At 38.1% G+C, this 21,571-nt stretch carries 6 protein-coding genes; all 6 read right to left on the bottom strand.

Annotation, left to right across the window (positions count from 1 at the left end):
• Positions 1–210 (bottom strand): hypothetical protein (locus tag BLS49_RS23190; protein WP_139173172.1); only part of this gene is annotated, 210 nt, incomplete at its 3' end.
• A gap of 141 nt (positions 211–351) precedes the next feature.
• Positions 352–1,662: a hypothetical protein gene (locus tag BLS49_RS23185; protein ID WP_091236270.1), complete on the bottom strand. Its 1,311-nt coding sequence runs from the start codon at positions 1,660–1,662 to the stop codon at positions 352–354.
• Positions 1,663–1,872: 210 nt separating this feature from the next.
• Positions 1,873–6,654: a non-ribosomal peptide synthetase gene (locus BLS49_RS23180; protein WP_091236268.1), complete on the bottom strand. Its 4,782-nt coding sequence runs from the start codon at positions 6,652–6,654 to the stop codon at positions 1,873–1,875.
• Positions 6,655–6,679: 25 nt separating this feature from the next.
• A complete protein-coding gene (locus tag BLS49_RS23175; protein ID WP_139173171.1) occupies positions 6,680–8,425 on the bottom strand; it encodes an ABC transporter ATP-binding protein in 1,746 nt (581 codons plus the stop codon).
• Positions 8,412–16,151, bottom strand: a complete 7,740-nt coding sequence (locus BLS49_RS23170; RefSeq protein WP_091236263.1) for a non-ribosomal peptide synthetase — start codon at positions 16,149–16,151, stop codon at positions 8,412–8,414. Before BLS49_RS23170 ends, BLS49_RS23175 begins: the two co-directional genes overlap by 14 nt.
• Before the next feature lie 56 nt (positions 16,152–16,207).
• Positions 16,208–21,460, bottom strand: a complete 5,253-nt coding sequence (locus BLS49_RS23165; protein ID WP_342707226.1) for an amino acid adenylation domain-containing protein — start codon at positions 21,458–21,460, stop codon at positions 16,208–16,210.
• Positions 21,461–21,571: the final 111 nt, after the last annotated feature.

The raw sequence follows: 21,571 nt of genomic DNA, 5'->3' as shown, positions 1-21,571 counted from the left end.
AATGGCTTCGATCATCTCATCAATGACACGTGCCACATGATGATCGGGAATGAACATTTCCAAATCCAAAATCATATGGATCTGCTTGTTGTCGTAGGCTTTGAAGGTAGGGGTAAGAGATCGCTTGGAAACCGCCTTTTCTTCCAAATTCCCTAGAGGAAGTGTCGTTTGCATGGTATACTGTTCTGTAGTGGTCGTTAGATTACGCATAAAAACCGTCCTTTTGTAAAGTGTGGGTGTGGTAACTTTCATTTTACAGGAAAAGACGGTTTTTTTGTGCCTATTTTTAACTTTCAACAAAAACGGGGCTTATCGAAATCCTTGTCCCCTGTTCGGGGTCCTTTCACTTGTTTACTTTTTCATTCGGTACACGATCATAAAATCTGTGTCCGTTCTCGCTGGAGCGATGAAGGAATCGCCGCTAGCAAGAAAGTAGGGCTCTGACAAGTCTTCAAGGAACAATATATCAGAGGAATCATCGGTTCTTTTGTTCACTAGAAAAAGGCAGTCAGCTGACTCGGGCACTTCGCTGCGATTTAATTTTATGGCGATCGGATCGCTCCAGTCCACCTCTTTTCCATCATAGCTCTTCTTGGCGTAGCTCACGTTATAAATGCTGTTATTCAACAGTTTGTATTCGTATTGGTCATCTTTATCCGGATCTATACTTGCGTAATCAGCCCCCGTAAAAGGATCGCTATCCTCAAGGAGACGAACAGAATAAATGACATCATCGACAGTGAAAAAATCGCTATTTTCAAACATGGAAGCGAGACTTATTCCCTTACCAATATCAACAAATGAGAAACGATTTTCTTTAACCTCCAGCGTTTCCATGTTACTCTTCGGATGTTCTTTCCTAATGCGTTCCACGTATTCGGAGTTATGGGTCTCGCCGGTGATTTTGCAATAATTGTACGCCGGTCCGTAAATGATCGGATCGATCGCCATCGGATTTTTCGGATCAAGGATGTCCTTCATCCGCTCATCCATGTATCTGTCTTCCTTGCTGACGTACAACGAAATCTCGCTTTCCGCATTACTGAAACGGCTTGCCAACTGATGAAATAGAGCCTTGTTTTTTTCAAAATAATGCTCCCCGCCCGCTTCATTCCCTATGAAAAAGACCTCCAGTTCCAGGCCTAGTTTGTTGCCTTTTAAAAATGTTTCAAGATTGCCGTCATATTTTTGCTCCAGTGTAAAATAATCTATACCGCCGAAGTCTTGCTCGCTGGATACACGATATGTATAAAGGTAATACTCATCCGTTACTTTATGTTTGTCGATAAGTTGTTCCTGAATATCAGCTTTAATCTGTTCGGTTTGATAATTGTCTGACAGCACATTTTTAATCTCATCGGAAAAACGGTTCCAACTGGGTCCAGCTAACACACCAAAGGATACCCCGTTATATTCTAAAGTCACCACGCCGCTATCACGCACTTCATGCTTAAAATCAGGAATCGGTCCGTTATACCCGCCATGGGACAGTTTGACTTCCGCTAGCTTCGCCTCCTTCATCCCGTATTTTTCCTTGACGTAATCCAGAGCCATTTGCGCCAGTTCTTTTTTCACCTTCTGTTCCTTCACCGCATCATAACCGCATCCGGAAAGGAGTAGGGCAATCGCCAGCAATGGCCCTAATAACAATCGCACCTTCATTCAAACACCGATCCTTTATAAAAAATTACGCCTTTGTATGCCTTATTTCCTAATCTACTTCGACTCATCACTTCCAATATCCTACTATTTTTTTAAAAATACTCTTTTTCCTATTGTAAAAAGGCATTACGTCTCTTCCGCAACCGAAAGACGCAATGCCTTGCACCAAGAGCATATCCCCTATGAAGTTGAACAATCCGGGTGGAGCAGCTAATAGTTACTCAATGTTTTTTGAATAAACTCTGTTAGGTACAGTTGTAAAGCCTCTTCCTGACCTTCAATACACAAAGTATTAATGTATATCTTATCTCCCATTAGATTTACGTTTGTTGTAGTGCGGTCGAACATGAATTCCTCTGTCTCGGTTCCTTTTTCTATATTGATGTGTGACTCATCCTGCCCATTAGTCTGAATGTTATTGTAAATCGCTAAGTAATTATAGGTTGGAATATTCATTTCATGGAGGTTCACACCTGATATAGCTAGAGCCACATCCGGGTACTTAGCTTGTACTTCTGTATCTTCAAACAAGGATGCCATATTGATATTATGCTCTCTCAGGAAGTCCAGTTTCTCTGAAATCCCGTCTGTCAGAGCAGCATCTCGATCCGTGTCTATAACGTAAGGTAAGAAATCAATAAACTCGCCAATATAATCATAATAATCTTTATCCATCAGTTTTCTTCCTGTGTGTACGATAAATACTGGAATTTTGGATTTGGGAAATAAAAATTTTAAAGTGGCTACATAAATCTCGCCTGTTAACCTCCACATGGAATCCTGTATGTTGACTATCTTATTTCCAATTGTATAAACGTAATCTAGTGTCCTAAAGGTCAAATCTTTTGTAAGAAGCTGATAATTTTGAACGGCTTGATCAAAATCTTCCAACTCCAGCCTATTCATCATTTCTTCCTGCGTTGTATGGATTGGACCCTTTTTAATTTGATTAACATAATCCATATAATCATATTGTATTATTTCTTTACCTCTAATCATGTCTTTATCTTTATTTTTATAAAGGTCCAAAATTTGATTACAGAAGGTTTCATTACTCATTCCATCAAATGCCAAATGACTGCACGGCATAATAAAGGTATAATTCCTTTCATCCCTTTTGATTATGATCATCTCTTGACTTAAGCCATCTCCTGTGAACATATGATCATAATAAAAAGAGTTATATCTATCCCGAACTTTGTCTACAATGATGTCCTTTGAACGCTTCGGTAAATAGGTCAAATCTATGCATGGAATACGCATTCGATCAGGACACTCTAATTCAATCATTCCTTGAGCATCTGAATGAATGTTTATTTTGGTTCTTAATAGAGGATGTGATTTCAGCATATAGAGCATCACTTCTTCAAATTTCTCTATATCCAGTCTCCTATTAAAATCAACCTCTGCATAACTTGATCTTATTCCCACAATAAATGATAGTTTTTGGATGGACAACAACGGATAAGTTTTCACTATAGGTTGGGCCAGTAAACAACTAGAAAGTTCATTCATCTTCTGATGAATGGTCCCCATAAGTTCTGACACTTCGGGTTCCTTATAATGACTAACTATGATGGAATCTAATCCATTATCTTTTAAAATCTCTAAATTGTCTTGATAAATGGATATTGGAAATATAACGTTAGGTACAATTTCTGGATAGCTTTTTTCAATTTCATTTAAAATCTCTTCTTTAATATTAAATAAGTGATCTTCAACAAATACAGCTAACTCTTTACGATCAGAGGTTGCAGATTGAACACGTATTTCCCCTTTGATAATCTGCCTTAATTTCTCGGATATTTCTTGATCACTTAAATCGTTTACATTCTCATCTTGTTCAGATGAATTAGCATTTATTTCTTCGGCTAAAGCGGCTACGGTACTATTCTTAAATAATTGCAATAGAGATACGTGAAAGTCATAATCCCGCATTCTCGCAATAACACTTATCGCTTTGATTGAATTACCGCCCATTTCAAAAAAATGATCGTTTACTCCTAGCATATCTACGCCTAAGACATCCATAAAAAGGGCTGCCAATTTCTCTTCAGTATCATTTCTTGGTGCTATATATTCTCTGTCACTGTTAAACTCTGGTTCAGGTAAATTCCTCTTGTCCAGTTTCCCGTTATTGGTCATTGTGAATTGTTCAATTTCTACGAAATAGGATGGGACCATGTAGTCAGGTAATTCTTTTTTGATCTCACTTTTTATTTGTAAAAGATTCAGTTTTGAGCCTTCACTTTGATTCTCGCTCACTACATAAGCACAGATATACTTATCTCCAAATTTGTCCTCTCTTGCAATGACAGCCACATCTCTTATTTCTGCTTGTCTTCGGATGACACTTGCGATTTCGCCTAATTCGATTCGATAACCTCTAATTTTGACTTGTTCATCCATTCTTCCCAAGTACTCTATATTCCCATCGGGTAACCATCTCGCCAGGTCACCTGTTCGATACATTCGTTCACCCTTCGCATAAGGATTATCTACGAACTTCTCTTGGGTTAATTCGTCTCTATTCAAATACCCTCTCGCAACACCATCTCCACCTACGCAAAGTTCTCCGGGCATACCGATCCCACTAAGCGTATTTCCGTTCATGATATAGGCAGTACTGTTACTGATTGGCTTACCGATGGGTATGTTATTGTATTCCCTAGTGATATTTAGACATACGGAGAACGTTGTATTTTCTGTGGGGCCATAACCATTAATAAGTTGAATATCCTGTCGATGCTTCAAAACTTTATTCACATGTTTTTCGGATAGCTTTTCGCCCCCGATTAATAAGGTTCTTAACCCGGCAAGCCATTGTTGATCTCTATCAATCAGGTTATTAAATAACTGAGACGTCATCCACATCATATTGATGTTATAATTCTGGATCGTGCTTGAAAATCGATCCACCGCGGTGACTAAATCCGTTTCAACTAAACAGAGCATGCCTCCATTTAGGAGCGCGCCCCATATTTCAAATGTAGCTGCGTCAAAGGATAGGACTCCGGTTTGTAATATTCTTGCACCGTCGAAGTCCACATAACTTGTATTTTTTACTAACCTGACGACATTTTGGTGCTCTACGACTACACCCTTTGGCTGACCCGTTGAACCTGATGTATAGATCACGTACGCAACATCGTGGGCAGTGCCGTTATAGCTTTCTTTATATTCTTCATATTGTCCTTGTATATCAATGACTTGCCGCTGTCCCCGAACATGTTCCAGATGATGGATGTTCTTCGTTCCACACAGAATCGTGTTGATGTCACAATCCTCTAATATAAAGCGAAGCCTGCTTTCAGGGTAATCTCGATCAATAGGAACATATCCACAGCCGCATTTTAGTATCGCAAGAATGCCTGCGATCATGTGGACACTTTTCTCAGATACAATCCCTATAAGCTCCCCTTCTCTTACGCCTCTCCTTAACATTTCACCCCTAATTTCGTTTGATCTTCGATCTAATTGATCATAGGTGAATCTTTCATTAGGGCATATCACTGCCTCAGCATGCGGAGTCATTCTTACTTGTGCTTCGAATAACTCATGAATGGTCTTATCCTTCGGATATGCTGTCTTTGTATCATTAAAGTTATATAGGATTTGCTTTCTTTCATCAGACGTAATGATTTCGATCTCTGTTAACCTTTTTGATGGATCACTCACAATCTCTTGAATAACCGTTTGTAATTGAAATAATAGACGCTGTATTTGCTGTGAACTGTACAAGTTCGGCTCGTACATGATGATCATTGAAAAAATATCTGCAAAATCAATCAAAAGATTGATAGGATAATTCGTTTGTTCTCTAACCATTTCTGTCTCTATACTTAAAATATCCTCAAGGGTTCCCGCTTTATTATTTACATAATAGTTTTCAAACACCATTAAAGTTCTAAGTTTGTCGCTTCCCATCTCACTTACCCTTTGGATCTCTCCTAACGGACAAAAATCATATTTGCCTGATTCAATGGCCTGTTCATAAACTTTGTGAACCAGACTTTCAAAACTATCGTCTTGTCTACTCGAAAAACGAACGGGAATCGTATTTATAAATAAGCCGACAATATTATCGATTCCCTTCAGCGGCACATTACGCCCCGAAACTACCTTTCCAAATACAACCTCTTCCACATGATTGTATCTCTGCAAAACAATTCCCCAACATACTTCAAACAATGTGTTTGTAGTTACATTATTTTTCCTGCATAAATGTACAATACTATCACTTAATTCTTTACTTAGCTCAATTTTCACTGTATCAACAGGTTCACAATCATTTGTTTTTGGAACGGATTCATCAGAATAGATTTCAGCTACTGTATCATAGTTTTTTAGAAGTTCTCTCCAATAATCTAGTCCTGCCTCTATATTTTGTTGTTTGATCCATTGAATATAGTCCTCATAATTTGCTGAATTGGAGGATTCCTCTTTTACTTCTATTCTTAGCGATTTAAGTTCACTACCCTCTTTTAAAGCAAGATAGTACCTAAGGAAGTCAGAACAAATGATGGATAGACACCACCCATCCATGATGATGTGATGAAAACTCCATATGATTTTATATTCTTCTGGACCACATTTTAATACTGTCACTCTTAATAAAGAATCCTTTTCTAGATCGAATCCCCGCTGCACATCATCATTTTTTATTTCTTCTACCCTTTTCGTTCTTGCTTCATCCGAAATATGACTAATATCCATTACTGCTAGCTCTATTTTCCTGTTAATCAACAGCACTTGTTGTGGTTTCTTTACCTTCTTGTAAACTATGGCTGTACGAAGTATTGGATGCCTTTCAGATAACAATTCAAGTGCTTGACTGACCATGATTTCATTCAACTCAGTTTTGATGGACAGAACTTCCTGCACCACATAACTTGTCGAGTTCTCATCAAGCATCTTATGAAATAACATGCCCTCTTGCATAGGTGTTAATGGATATATTCTTTCAATGGTCCGACTCTTAGTCGTTGACATTCAATTTACTCCCTTCATAGAGAAATTAGAAAGAGGGCACTGCTTCCTTTTCCGATTCGGTATACGTCACGTTATATAATGAATAAAAGAATCCTCTTTTTTCAATTAAATCCGTAAACGAACCCTTTTCGACAACCCTGCCGTTTTTCATCATAATAATTTCATCATATATAGAAAGCGCATCTCCGTTTAACTTATGTGTAACAATAATTCTCGTAGTATTTTTAAGATTTAGAATCGATTTTTCAATCGCCTGCGCCGTTTCGTTATCCAATGATGAAGTAGCCTCATCTAATAACAATATTGGAGTACCTTTGATTAATGCTCTAGCAATAGACACTCTCTGTTTTTCGCCACCCGATAGCTGTGACCCATTTTCACCACAATTAAAGTCAGCGCCCTTTTTATCAATAAACCCATCTAATCCCGACATCTTTATGGCATCATCCAGCGCTTCCTGCGAATATGACTTATACAGAAAAATGTTATTCTCTATGGGTGCATCAAACATAAATACCTCTTGTTGAATAACCGATAACATTTTATACAAGCTAGTAGAATTAATCTCTTTTAACTCTACATCGTCAATGGAAATCTTCCCTCTGTACGATTCATAATATCCCATAAGCAAGTTCACTAATGTAGATTTCCCACTGCCACTTAAGCCAACAATTGCATAAGATTTACCCTTTTCTAATTCCAAACTTATGTCTGAGAGTACATCCTGTTCACCATCAAATGAGAATGATACATTTTCAAACGCTATTTTGTTTTCAAAATGATCCTTTTCTATCCCTGCATCTCTTTGTTCATTTTCAGATAATAGATTATCAATTTTAGTAACTAATACCGCACCTGCTTTTCGTTTATTCACGTACTCTGCTAATATCACAATCGGCCCAAGTAAATAATTCAACAATTGTATATAAGCCAACACATCACCTGGAGTCGTCTTCCCATTAATTGCAAGCCACGTTCCGAATGTGAATGTTCCTACTACCACAACAAATCCTGATACCTCTGTGAGGCTTTTTATTAATTCAGTTAGATTTTTGAACTTTCTTTTATCAACCTCAAGACTAGAGTTAGCGTTTGAAATCGCCTTTGACACTTCTTTTTCCACGCCAAAGCTTTTAATAACCGTAAACCCATTAAAAATATCTTTTATAGTTGTCGTATAACTCTCATTTTTTTCCGACACATTTTTTTGAAGGAAGGCGACTTTACCATTGAGCGCAATTGACGTAATCACCGGTAATAAACTCAGAATAACAGCCACTATTGCAACTTGAATATTGAGATAAAACATGGAGCCTAAACCGAATAAAAACAACGTCACTTGTGTCATAATGATAATATTTCCTTCTACATAATCCGTTTCTATCGTTTTTACATCATTATTAATGACTGATATATAGCTGCCTGAATTTTTCCTCCTAAAATCAGATAAATCTTTCTTAATAATTTTTTCGGTAATTGCATCCTTGTAACTAACTAATGCTTCCTTAACATATTTATTTTTCAACCAATATTGAAATACACTTACAATTAAGTATAAAGATAAAAAGACGATTACTATTAGAACTAACTGCAATAAATCAGATACTTCTCCATCAACGCTTATATTAATTAGCATTTTTAATATGAAAGCCAAGTATACGTTCAGCCCTGCCATTATGATGGAGAACGCAATTGTACCTATAAGCAATGCCTTATTCTTAAACAGCAAGGACTTTATCGTTTTGATTTTAGGTTGTTTAATTATCCTCATCTCCTTCAAATAATTTCAAAACATCTTCTAATTCACTATCACTCCACTCGATATCATTTCCATAATCCGAAATCGTATATTGAGTTTCATTACTATTGCTGCAATGTGTAATAACATCATTTAACGAGAGTTTGAAACAATCACAGAATTGTACTGCATCATGGTCATGGATTGAACCATTGTATCCAATGGTGAATGCTAATTGGCTATCCTGTAAAATGCCATCCACTGTGATCAGCTTATTGATTCTGTTCTCGTCCGAACTCATCTTACCGCTATTAAGCTTAGAAAAGTTAAAAACTCCTCCTTCACTACTGCTTATATCTCCTAGATAATTGAAACTAACTTCAACATGGCTTCCACTATGTTCCTTTAATTCATTTTCTGTTAAAAACTTTAGTATTCCATAACCCAGACCATGATTCGGCACATTTCGCAACATATCTTTAGTATTCTTGATCGTTGTTCCGATATCATCCGTTTGACATTCCAAGATTACGGGATAGATATTCGTAAACCAGCCAACAGTACGATCCACACATACTTGCGGCTCTATCGGATGCCTCCCATGACTTTCCAGTTCAATTGCAACACTCTGGAGTCCAAAACATCTACTGACCGTAATACTCAGTGCGGCAAGTAATAAATCATTTATCTCCGTGTTATAAGCTTTACTACAGTCATAAATTAATTTATTTGTGTTCTCCATGGATAGTTCAAACTCTTGGTTATAAACTTCGCTATTCCTATGATCTACCTCATCCAAGCTTTGCAATTTTAATGATTTCGATATGGATGTCATGCTTTCTGTCTTGTCTAATATCGTCTTCCAATAAGGAAGCTCTCTTCTCAAAAGATAACTTTCACCATACGTAATAAGTCCCTCTGACCATTTTTGATAGGATGCTGTCTTAAGAGGCAAATTCACCTCTTCATGATTAATAAGCTGTGTATATACTGTATTGAAATCTTCTAATAGAATACGCCATGACACACCATCTACAACTAAATGATGAATACATATAAAAATATGCATCCCATCAAAGGTGTCGAATAACCCCACTTTCATGAGCGGACCATTCTTGAGATCAACACTTCCTTGCATTTCATTACAATGCTCTTCCACGATTTGTTCTAGTGCTTTTTCATTTTTTATATCCTGATAATTATAAATAGCCAAATCATACATATCAGGCTCATCCACGCTGCGAATTCTTTGCGTTCCATCATCATCAAATACGCTTCGCAATGCATCATGATGCATAGTCAAATGTTTAAGCGTAGTATGAATACTATCCACATCAAGTTTCTCTGAAGAATGGATCATGACCGCTTGATTGAAATGCCATGGCTTTGATAATTCCCATCCAATAAATTCATGTTGAATGGGTGTCCATTGAACCAACCCTTCAACGGGCTGCTGATATTCCTCTAAATGATCAAATTGCACCTTTTCTACTTTACTACTAATATTACGAATGTCTCTTTCTTGAACTAAGGTTCTAATATCCAGATCAAACCCGTGTTCTCTTACTTTTGAAATAATCCGAATGGCCTTAATCGAATCGCCACCCATTTCAAAGAAGTTGTCGTCTATACCTATTCGCTCTAGTCCTAAAACTTCGCTAAAAATGTGAACCAATGTTTCTTCCAGTTCATTTCTTGGTGCCACATATTCTTGGGTGCTAGTCACTTCTGGTAGTGGAAGCATGCGCCGATCCAATTTACCGTTAGTGGTGACAGGCAACTGATCCATGCTTACTAGATAGGAGGGTATCATATACTCAGGCAATTCTTTTTTTAAAGCGCTTCTTATCTGTGCTGTATTGATTTCCTTTTCTTGATCCTCACTCACTACATAGGCACATATATATTTATCTCCTGCATGATCTTCAGTGGTAATAACCGCCACGTCTCTTACCCCTTCTTGTCTTCTGATCACACTTTCAATTTCGCCTAATTCGATTCGATAACCTCTGATTTTGACTTGTTCATCCATTCTTCCCAAGTACTCTATATTCCCATCGGGTAACCACCTAGCCAGATCACCTGTTCGATACATTCGTTCACCCTTCGCATAAGGATTATCTACGAATTTCTCTTGGGTTAGCTCATCCCGATTCAAGTAACCTCTCGCAACACCATCTCCACCTACGCAAAGTTCTCCAGGCATACCGATCCCACTAAGCGTATTTCCGTTCATGATATAGGCTGTACTGTTACTGATTGGCTTACCAATAGGGATCTTGTTGTATTCCTTGGTGATGTTTAGACATGCGGAGAACGTTGTATTTTCTGTGGGGCCATAACCATTAATAAGTTGAATATCCTGTCGGTGCTGCAGGAGTTTATTCACATGTTTTTCAGACAGCTTTTCGCCGCCGATCAGTAAGGTTCTTAATCCGGCAAGCCATTGTTGATCCATATCAATCAGGTTGTTAAACAACTGAGATGTCATCCACATCATATTGATGTTTTGATTCTGGATCGTGCTTGATAATTTTTCACCCGCAGTAACTGAATCCGCTTCAACTAAACAGAGCATGCCTCCATTTAAGAGCGCACCCCATATTTCAAATGTAGCTGCGTCAAAGGATAGGGCTCCGGTTTGTAATATTCTTGCACCTTCGAAGTCCACATAATTTGTATTTTTTACTAATCTCACGACATTTTGATGCTCTACGACGACGCCTTTTGGCTGACCTGTTGAACCTGATGTATAAATCACGTACGCAACATCGTGGGCAATGCCGTTATAGCTTTCTTTATATTCTTCATATTGTCCCTGTATATCAATGACTTGCCGCTGTCCCCGAACACGTTCCAGATGATGGATGTTCTTCGTTCCACATAGAATCGTCTTGATATCACAATCCTCTAACATAAACCGAAGCCTGCTCTCCGGGTAATCTCGATCAATAGGAACATATCCACAGCCGCACTTTAGTATCGCAAGAATGCCTGCAATCATGTGGACACTTTTCTCAGATACAATCCCTATGAGCTCCCCTTCTCTTACGCCTTTCCTTAACAATTCACCGCTAATTTCGTTTGATCTTCGATCTAATTGATCATAGGTGAATCTTTCATTAGGGCATACAACTGCCTCAGCATGCGGGGTCATTCTTACTTGTGCTTCGAATAACTCATGAATGGTCTTATCCTTCGGATATGCTGTCTTTGTATCATTAAAATCAAATAAAATCTGGTTTTTCTCCACTTCTGTGATCATTTCAATTTCGCTGATCTTCTTGTCTGGTGTTTCTAGTATTTTGTCTAACACATGGCTAAAATGCTCTGCCATTCTTCGGATGTTTTCCTGTTCAAACAACTTATTAGAGTATTCCCAGTTAGCAACATATCCTTCTGCATTACTACTTAATGTTAATGTCAGGTCAAATTTAGCAACAGTAGATCCCGTTTCTACCGTTCCAAATTGCAAGCCTTCTACAGACACTTTTTCTTCTTCATTATTTTGCAGCACAAATAACACGTCAAAAATCGGATTTCTTGACATATCTCTCTTTACACTGATTTTATCTACGATATCTTCAAAAGGATATTCCTGATTCTCATACCCCTTCAGACATATTTCTCGGATCTCAGCCAAAAAACTCGAAAAAGACTTATGTCCTTCGGGCTTGCCTCTCATGGCTAACGTATTCACAAACATACCGACCATATTTTCAGTATCTTGATGCGTTCTTCCTGAGATCGGGCTACCAATAATAATATCTTCTTGACGACTATATTTATTTAATAGCACCATAAAAGATGATAATAGTACCATATATTCGGTTGTTCCTGTTTCTGCGCATAAATCCTTCAACATTTCTTTGGTCCCTGTATGGATCCTGACATCAAAGCTCGACCCGCTGAACTGCTGGATCTGCGGTCTTACATAGTCTAAAGGTAACTCTAACACAGGAATTTCGTCGCTTAACTGATCGATCCAATACGCTTCTTGGTTGCTGATGTCTTTCTTTCGCATCCACTCGCTGTAATCTTTATATTGTACATCTAAAGCCTTCAATTCTTCTCCGTTATACAACTGTGAGAATTCTTTGCTAATGATATTAACCGTTGCACCATCTGAAATAATATGATGCATATCGAACATCAGCAGACTTTTGTCTGATCCGTATTTAACTACTTTTGCACGTAGTAATGGAGCTTTTCCTAAGTGAAATGGACGTACAAATTCCTGCAGTAACTCCGCTGCTGTTGCCTTTCTTTTCTCAATATCTGTCACTTCTTCACATGTCACTGCTATTTCAGCATAGACTGGATCTTCTTCTCCGTACACAATATCTACTTCTTCATATGCGACTTCTATTTCTACTTGTTCTTCTATTCTTTGTACGGGCTCCCCATCGATCATATGAAAGCTCGTTCTCAAGCTTTCATGTCTTTGGGTTAACTTTTGGAAGATTTCTTTAATTTTATCGAGATCCAGTTCTCCCTCAATTTTAGTTACACCTGGCATATTATAGACTGTTCCCAAGTCTTCTAATTCATGAATAACATACATTCTTCTTTGTGCTGATGACATCGGATAGTAGGCCTGCTTCTCGGCTTGCGGTATTGCTTCATATGTATGTTCTTGCTCCTGATGTAAAAATTCACTCAATTCTACAACCGTAGTTCTCTCAAACAATGTCTTTAATGGTAACCTTACACCCACAGTAGACTCGATTAAATTAACCACTCGTGTAGCTTTTAAGGAATGTCCTCCTATTTCAAAGAAACTATCATGGATACTAACTTGCTCTAATCCTAGTACCTCTTGAAATATGTTAACCAATGTTTCTTCCAGCTCATTTCTTGGTGCAGCATATTCTCTAGTTCCCAATATTTCGGGATCTGGTAGTGCACGACGGTCTAACTTACCATTGATCGTTACAGGCAATTGCTCCACATTCACTAAATAGGATGGAATCATGTATTCTGGCAAGTCTCTTCTCAACTCATTTTTCAATGATGTCAGTTTTACTTCCTTAGTTTGATCTGCACTAACCACATAGGCACATATATACTTATCTCCAGATTTGTCCTCTCTTGCGATGACAGCCACATCTCTTATTTCTGCTTGTCTTCGGATGACAGATTCAATCTCGCCTAATTCAATTCGATAACCTCTGATTTTGACTTGTTCATCCATTCTTCCTAAGTACTCTATATTCCCATCGGGTAACCATCTCGCCAGGTCACCTGTTCGATACATTCGTTCACCCTTCGCATAAGGATTATCTACGAACTTCTCTTGGGTTAATTCGTCTCTATTCAAATACCCTCTCGCAACACCATCTCCACCTACACAAAGTTCTCCGGGCATACCGATCCCACTAAGCGTATTTCCGTTCATGATATAGGCTGTACTGTTACTGATTGGCTTACCGATAGGTATGTTATTGTATTCCCTAGTGATATTTAGACATACGGAGAACGTTGTATTTTCTGTAGGTCCATAACTATTAATAAATTGGAGATCCTGTCGGTGCTTTAAAACTTTATTCACATGTTTTTCGGATAGCTTTTCGCCCCCGATCAATAAGGTTCTTAACCCGGCAAGCCATTGTTGATCCATATCGATCAGGTTGTTAAATAACTGTGTTGTCATCCACATGGTATTGATGTTTTGATTCTGGATGGTGCTTGATAATTTTTCCCCCGCAGTAATTGAATCCGCTTCAAGTAAACAGAGCATGCCTCCATTTAAGAGCGCACCCCATATTTCAAATGTAGCTGCGTCAAAGGATAGGGCTCCGGTTTGTAATATTCTTGCACCTTCGAAGTCCATATAATTTGTGTTTTTTACTAACCTAACGACATTTTGGTGCTCTACGACGACGCCCTTTGGCTGACCTGTTGAACCTGATGTATAGATCACGTACGCAACATCGTGGGCAGTGCCGTTATAGCTTTCTTTATATTCTTCATATTGTCCCTGTATATCAATGACTTGCCGCTGTCCCCGAACACGTTCCAGGTGGTTCATGTTCTTCGTTCCACACAGAATCGTGTTGATATCACAATCCTCTAACATAAACCGAAGCCTGCTTTCAGGGTAATCTCCATCAATAGGAACATATCCACAGCCGCACTTTAGTATCGCAAGAATGCCTGCGATCATGTGGACACTTTTCTCAGATACAATCCCTATGAACTCCCCTTCTCTCACGCCTTTTCTTATCATCTCAGCCTTAATTTCGTTTGACCTACGATCTAATTGATCATAGGTCAGTCTTTCATTAGGGCATACCACTGCCTCGGCATGCGGAGTCATTCTAACTTGTTCCTCAAATAACTCATGAATGGTCTTATCGTTCGGATATGCTGTCTTTGTATCATTAAAATCAAATAAAATCTGGTTTTTCTCTGCTTCCGAGAGAACTTCCATTTCACTAATCTTCTTGTCGGGAGCTTCAGCTATAACTGAGATGATCCGACTTAAATTGGCTAATACTTTCTCAGCTTCTTGCTCACTATACTCACTTGGATTATACATAATCTCCAAGCACAGCGTATCTTCAAGATAAACAACAAGGGTGATTGGATAATTCGTCTGCTCACGTAAACTTTCTACTTCAAATGACAATTCGCCAAATTCATTCGAATCGTTAACAACATAGTAATTTTCGAAAGCAATGATGGTTTTGATCAACTTTCCCTTAAGATTACTTTGCTCTTGTATTTCAGATAATGAACAATAGTCATATAGGTTACTTTCAATAGCTTGCTCCTGCAATTGTTTTATGATCTCTATAAAGTTAGTATCATTTTTATTATCAACCCTTACAGGGACAGTATTAATAAACAAACCTACCGTTTGCTCTATCCCTTTTATATTTGCATTTCTTCCCGATACCACTTTGCCAAATACAGCATCATTAGTTCCGTTATATCTTTGCAATAAAATACCCCAAGCCGCTTCAACAACCGTATTAATAGTTACATTAAGTTGATGAGTTAATTTTTTAACCTTTTCACTCGTTTCCTTTGAAAGCATTGTTTTTACACCATCAACTTGTTTCTCTACCTTTTCTGCGATTTGCATGGGTTCAATACCGGTTGCTTGGGAATAATCAACTAAGGTCCCAGCCCAATAATTCAGCGCACTGTCCTTATTTTGAGCAGCTAGCCATTTAATATAATCTTCATATTTGGCTATGTTTCGTGAACTTACTTCGATCTCTCGGGACAGTTCCTCAATACTTACTCCATTTTTTAAGGCATCATAATTTTGCATAAAGTCCTTCACTACTAAGGACATGCACCATCCATCCATGATGATGTGATGGAAGCTCCAAATCATTTTATATTCATTTTCCGCCATTTTCACAACAATGACTCTCATTAATACATCTTTTTCTAAATCAAACTGTTTTTCTAAATCTTCTCTTTTTATTATTTCAAAACTCTCGGCTCTCTCTTCCGGTGCCAAATGACTAATATCAATACTTACGAGTCCTATCGGCCTTTCTTTCAGCACGATTTGCCGCGGTTGCTTTACATTTTTATAAAATATGGATGTTCTCAATACGGCATGTTTCTTAGCAAGTAAATATAAGCTAGTTTCAACTATATTTACATCTAATTGACCATTTATTCTTACAATATCTTGTACAAAGTAACTGTTAGATCTCTCATCCAGCAAATGATGGTATAACATCCCCTCTTGCATAGATGTTAAAGGATATATCCGTTCTATATTTGTATTATTCATTTAGATTCCCCAATCTAAAATGGATTTGATATGGAACTTCCACATATGAATGTCATCTAGCTATAACTTTTCATAATTTCATTAAATTCACTCATATCTAATTCCAAATCACCAAAGTCGGAGGCAGTATAACTGCTCGTTTCCTTGGATGTACAATGATCTATAATTTCAGATAATGCTTTTGTATAATACTCAGCAAATTCATTTATACGCTCTAACGAATATTGCCCTTCATTGAAGGTAATCTCCATAAGCAACTTTTTATTCGTAACACTAGCATTGATTGTTAAAGAGTTAACAAGACGGTTGCTTTGGGATACAGTCTCCCCCGTTGGTAAATCAGAGATTTTCATAAAATTATTTTCATTCGTTTCATTGTCCACTTCGCCCAAATAATTGAAACATAAATCAGCTGCTCTTAGTTCAGGAAGTTCATTTCTGAAATATTTGATTACCCCGTACCCCATTCCTCGATTTGGTATCTTTCGCAGCATTTCCTTTACCAAATAAATATCTTGTTCGATATCTTGCTCTGAACAACGTAATATTACCGGATAAATACTCGTAAACCACCCAACAGTCCGATCAATTTCTAATGGCTTATGGATCGGCTCTCTTCCATGTCCCTCCAAATCAATAGTTACATGATTTTGTCCCGTCCATTGCGTTACACTTCTCGCTAGTCCAGTCAATAACAAATCATTGATCTCTGTATGGTAAGCAGATCCTGAGTCATACAATAACTTGTTGGTTTTTTCTTCATCTAATTCAACGGATACTAGCTTAGTCTCACCTTCACCATGATCGGATTTCCCTTGAATATGCCCGGTTAATGCATTTTTGCTAATTTCAATCCAATAGTTAACTTCACCTTCAATTTCATTGCTATTAGCATAATCACTTAATGCCTCTGCCCATTCTTGATATGAAGCAGTCTTCATTGGTAATTTCGCCACTTCGCCTCTTTCACTTTGTTCATAAGCTAATTCAAAATCTTCTACAATGATTCTCCAAGACACGCCATCAACCACTAAGTGATGTAAGCATAAAAACAAGTGATCCCCTTCATTTGTTTGAAATAATCCTACCTTCATAAGGGGCCCATCCGATAAATGAATACTTTCCTGAATTTTGTTGCATTCCTCTTCAACGATGGTCTTAACTTGGAATTGCTCAGAGATATTGTGTAAATCCAATACCTTCAAATCATACATTTTACTTTGTTCCACACTTAAAATTTCTTGAACCCCATCAAGGGTATAGACGGCTCTTAAAATATCGTGATGTCGAATAATTGCTTCTAATGCTTTATTGATGCTCTCTAAATTCAATTTCTGTGATGAATCCAGCATAATGGCTTGATTATAGTGTTGTGGTTCAGCCATATTCCACTCATAAAATTGGTGTTGTATTGGTGTTAGCTTCACTTCACCTACAACTTCCTCTTGGGAATATTTTTGCATCCCGTTAACTATCACTTCTGTTTTTTCAGCAATAAATCTTATACTGCGCTCCATCATCAGGTTTTTAACGCTCAAATCATATCCTGCTTCTCTTAGCTTCGAAATAACCCTAATTGCCTTAATAGAATCTCCGCCCATTTCAAAGAAATTATCGTCGATTCCAATCTTTTGAATGCCTAATACATTCTCGAATATCTCTACTAGCTTTTCTTCCATATCATTTCTTGGGGCAACATATTCTTTGTCACTTTGTACGATTGGCTCAGGAAGCCGCTTCCGATCTAACTTCCCATTAGCTGTAATTGGCAGCTTGTCAATTTCCATAATATGCGCCGGGATCATATATTCAGGTAGATCTTTTCTAATCGCATCCTTAACTTGTAATACATTCAATTCTTCTGCAGGATGATCATTTACTACGTAAGCACATATAAATTTATCTCCTACCTGATCTTCTCTTACGATTACAGCCACATCTCGTATGCCATTCTTATTTCTGAGTACATTTTCGATTTCTCCAAGTTCAATCCGATACCCCCGGATCTTCACTTGATCATCTATTCTTCCTAAATACTCAATATTCCCGTCAGGTAACCATCTCGCTAAATCACCTGATCTGTACATTCTTTCTCCTGCTGCATAAGGATTATCCACAAATCTAGCTGATGTTAATTCAGGTCTATTCAGATACCCTCTTGCAACACCATCGCCACCTACACATAGTTCGCCCTGCATTCCAATGCCGCACATCTTATTACCATTCATTACATACACTTTTGTTGTTGGAATAGCTTTTCCGATATTACTGATCCCTTTGTCTATTTCGGCCGCTGTAATTTCTTTATAGGTGACATGGACCGTTGTTTCTGTAATTCCATACATGTTAACAACAGTGGTTGAAGGATGCTTTTCATACCAATTTTTAAGCTTCCGAGAATTCAGAGCCTCGCCGCCAAATATTAAGTATTTAAGGTATAGTTCTCTATTTACTTCTGTTAATTCAGTTTGCATTAATTCATAAAACGATGAAGGTACTTGATTCAAGACCGTTACTTTTTCTCTCGACAATATGTCTAAGAAGGCGTAGCTATCCTTTGTTGCTGATTTAGGAATAACGATTAACTTCCCTCCGTACAACAATGCCCCATACATTTCCCATACTGAAAAATCGAAATTAGTAGAATGGAACATACTCCATACATCGTTTTCATCAAAATCAAATTGAAATTCACTATTTTTTAGCAGTCTTACTACATTTCGATGTTCTATAATCGTCCCTTTGGGATTGCCGGTTGTCCCTGACGTATAAATGACATATAAAGCCTGACTTGGAGGCACCGTAATAGCGAGATTTCTACTGTTTACCTTCGCCATGAGCAAATCTTCTATATACACGACTTTTCCATTAAAGCTAACGTCAATAGACACATTTTTACTAGTCAATAACATTTGTACGTTACTATCTTCAAGCGTATATTGAATTCTATCTGATGGAGCTTCTGGGTCTATTGGCAAATAGGTGCCTCCCGACTTCACAACACCTAATAATGCACTAATCATATTGATGTCTCTTTCTAAAATGATGCCCACAATCTCTTCATCTGAAATTTCTTTTCTTAGTTGTCTAGCGATGATATTCGCTCTCTTATTCAATTCTTCGTATGTGACCTGTTGATCTTCATAGACAACCGCAACGCGTTTAGGCGTATTTTTCACTTGCTCCTCAAACAATTGTTTTATGGATTTATCCTTTGCGTACTCTGCTTTAGTTTCATTAAAATCGATTAATATCTGGTCCTTTTCCACTTCGGTAATGACTTCAATCTCACTGATCTGCTTCGCTGGAGCTTTCGTTATTTCTTGCAAGATCTGTCCAAAGTGTGCTGCCATTCTTCGTATGGTCTCTTCTTTAAAAAGTTCGTCGCAATACTCCCAATTCACCATGTATCCATCCGGGGTAATATCCACGGTCACTGTCAGATCAAATTTAGCTATCTTAGATCCCGTTTCTACCTCTTCAAAAGCAACTCCTTGTGTGGATACTTCCTCTTCCTCGTTATTTTGCAGCACAAACATAACGTCAAAAATCGGATTTCTTGACATATCTCTCTTTACATTCACCTTATCCACGACATCTTCAAAAGGATATTCCTGATTCTCATACCCCTTCAGACAGGTTTCTTTAATCTCAGCCAAGAAATCAGCATATGATTTTTGTCCTTCGGGTTTACCTCTCATCGCTAACGTATTTACGAACATCCCGATCACGTTTTCAGTGTCCTCATGCGTTCTGCCTGAGATCGGACTCCCGATGATAATATCCTCTTGTCGACTATATTTGTGCAATAGCACCATCAATGTTGATAGCAATGCCATGTATTCCGTTGTACCTGTTTGTTTACATAGCTGTTGCACTTGTGCTTTAGTCATTGCACTTATATTCGTGTCAAAAGCCGCACCACTGAACTGCTGGCTTTGTGGTCTTGGATAGTCTAATGGCAAATCCAGCACCGGAATGTCGTCGCTCAACTGATCGATCCAGTAGGCTTCCTGATTACTAATGTCTTTCTTTCTCATCCATTCACTATAATCTTTGTATTGTACATTCAGAGCTTTCAGTTTTTCTCCGTTATACATCTGCGAGAATTCTTTCGTGATGATATTCATCGTCGCACCATCAGAGATAATATGATGCATATCAAACATTAACAGGTTCTTTTCTTCCCCATATTTGACTACCTTTATTCGTAATAAAGGAGCTTCTCCCAAGTTGAATGGACGCAAGAATTCCTCTAGTAACTCATTAATAGGCGGTGTTGCTGCCATTCCTTCTACATCATCAATCTCTTCATATGCAAAATCTATTTCTACCTCATCTTCTACTTTTTGTACCAGCTCCCCTTCTACCATATGGAAGCTCGTTCTTAGACCTTCATGTCTTTGGGTTAACTTTTGACATACCTGCTTTATTTTGTCGAGTTCCAGCTTCCCTTCAATTTTCATGACACTTGGCATATTATAGACAGTTCCCAAGTCCTCCATTTTATTCATGATGTACATTCTCTTCTGTGCGGATGACATCGGATAATAGGATTGTTTCTCCACCTGTGGAATGGCTTCATACGTAGTTTTTTCCATATTCTTCAACATCCCACTTAACTCCATGACGGTTGAACGCTCAAATAAAATTTTCAATGGCAATCTGATCCCTACATTAGATTCAATCAGATTAACGACACGAATCGCTCTTAATGAGTGTCCTCCTAGTTCAAAGAAACTATCGTCGATGCTAACCTGTTCTAGTCCTAACACTTCCCTGAAAATAGCAACCAATGTCTCTTCCAGCTCATTTCTTGGGGCTGTATATTCTTTAGTTCCCAGCATGGCTGGTTCGGGAAGCGCACGCCGATCTAGCTTGCCATTGGCCGTTACAGGCAATTTCTCAAGCGTCAGGAAATAAGACGGGATCATATACTCAGGCAAGTCTTTTTTGATCTCACTTTTTATTTGCGCTACATCAACTTCAACTTCGTTCGCTTGATCTTCACTAACTACATAGGCACAAATATACTTATCTCCAGATTGATCTTCTCTAGCAATGACTGCCACATCTCTTACACCTGTTTGTTTTCTAATTACACTTTCAATTTCTCCCAATTCAATTCTGTAGCCTCTGACTTTGACTTGTTCATCCATTCTTCCCAAGTACTCAATAGTTCCATCAGGCAGCCATCTTGCCAGGTCACCTGTTCGGTACATTCTCTGAACTCCACTGAACTCCTTGTCCCCATTCATAACAAATGGATCTTCAAAAAAAGCCCGTTTCGTTCTTAGTTCATCGTTCACATAACCTCTGCCAACAGAGACCCCTGCTACACATAACTCACCTACAACTCCAACCGGACACAATCTGCTAACAGAATCAAGTATATATATACTTACATTATTTAGAGGTTT

Origin of the sequence: Fontibacillus panacisegetis (assembly GCF_900102215.1) — a bacterium.
GTDB classification, from domain to species: domain Bacteria; phylum Bacillota; class Bacilli; order Paenibacillales; family Paenibacillaceae; genus Fontibacillus; species Fontibacillus panacisegetis.
The sequence above is the reverse complement of the archived record's forward strand: the minus strand, read 5'-3'. Positions and strand labels throughout refer to the sequence as shown.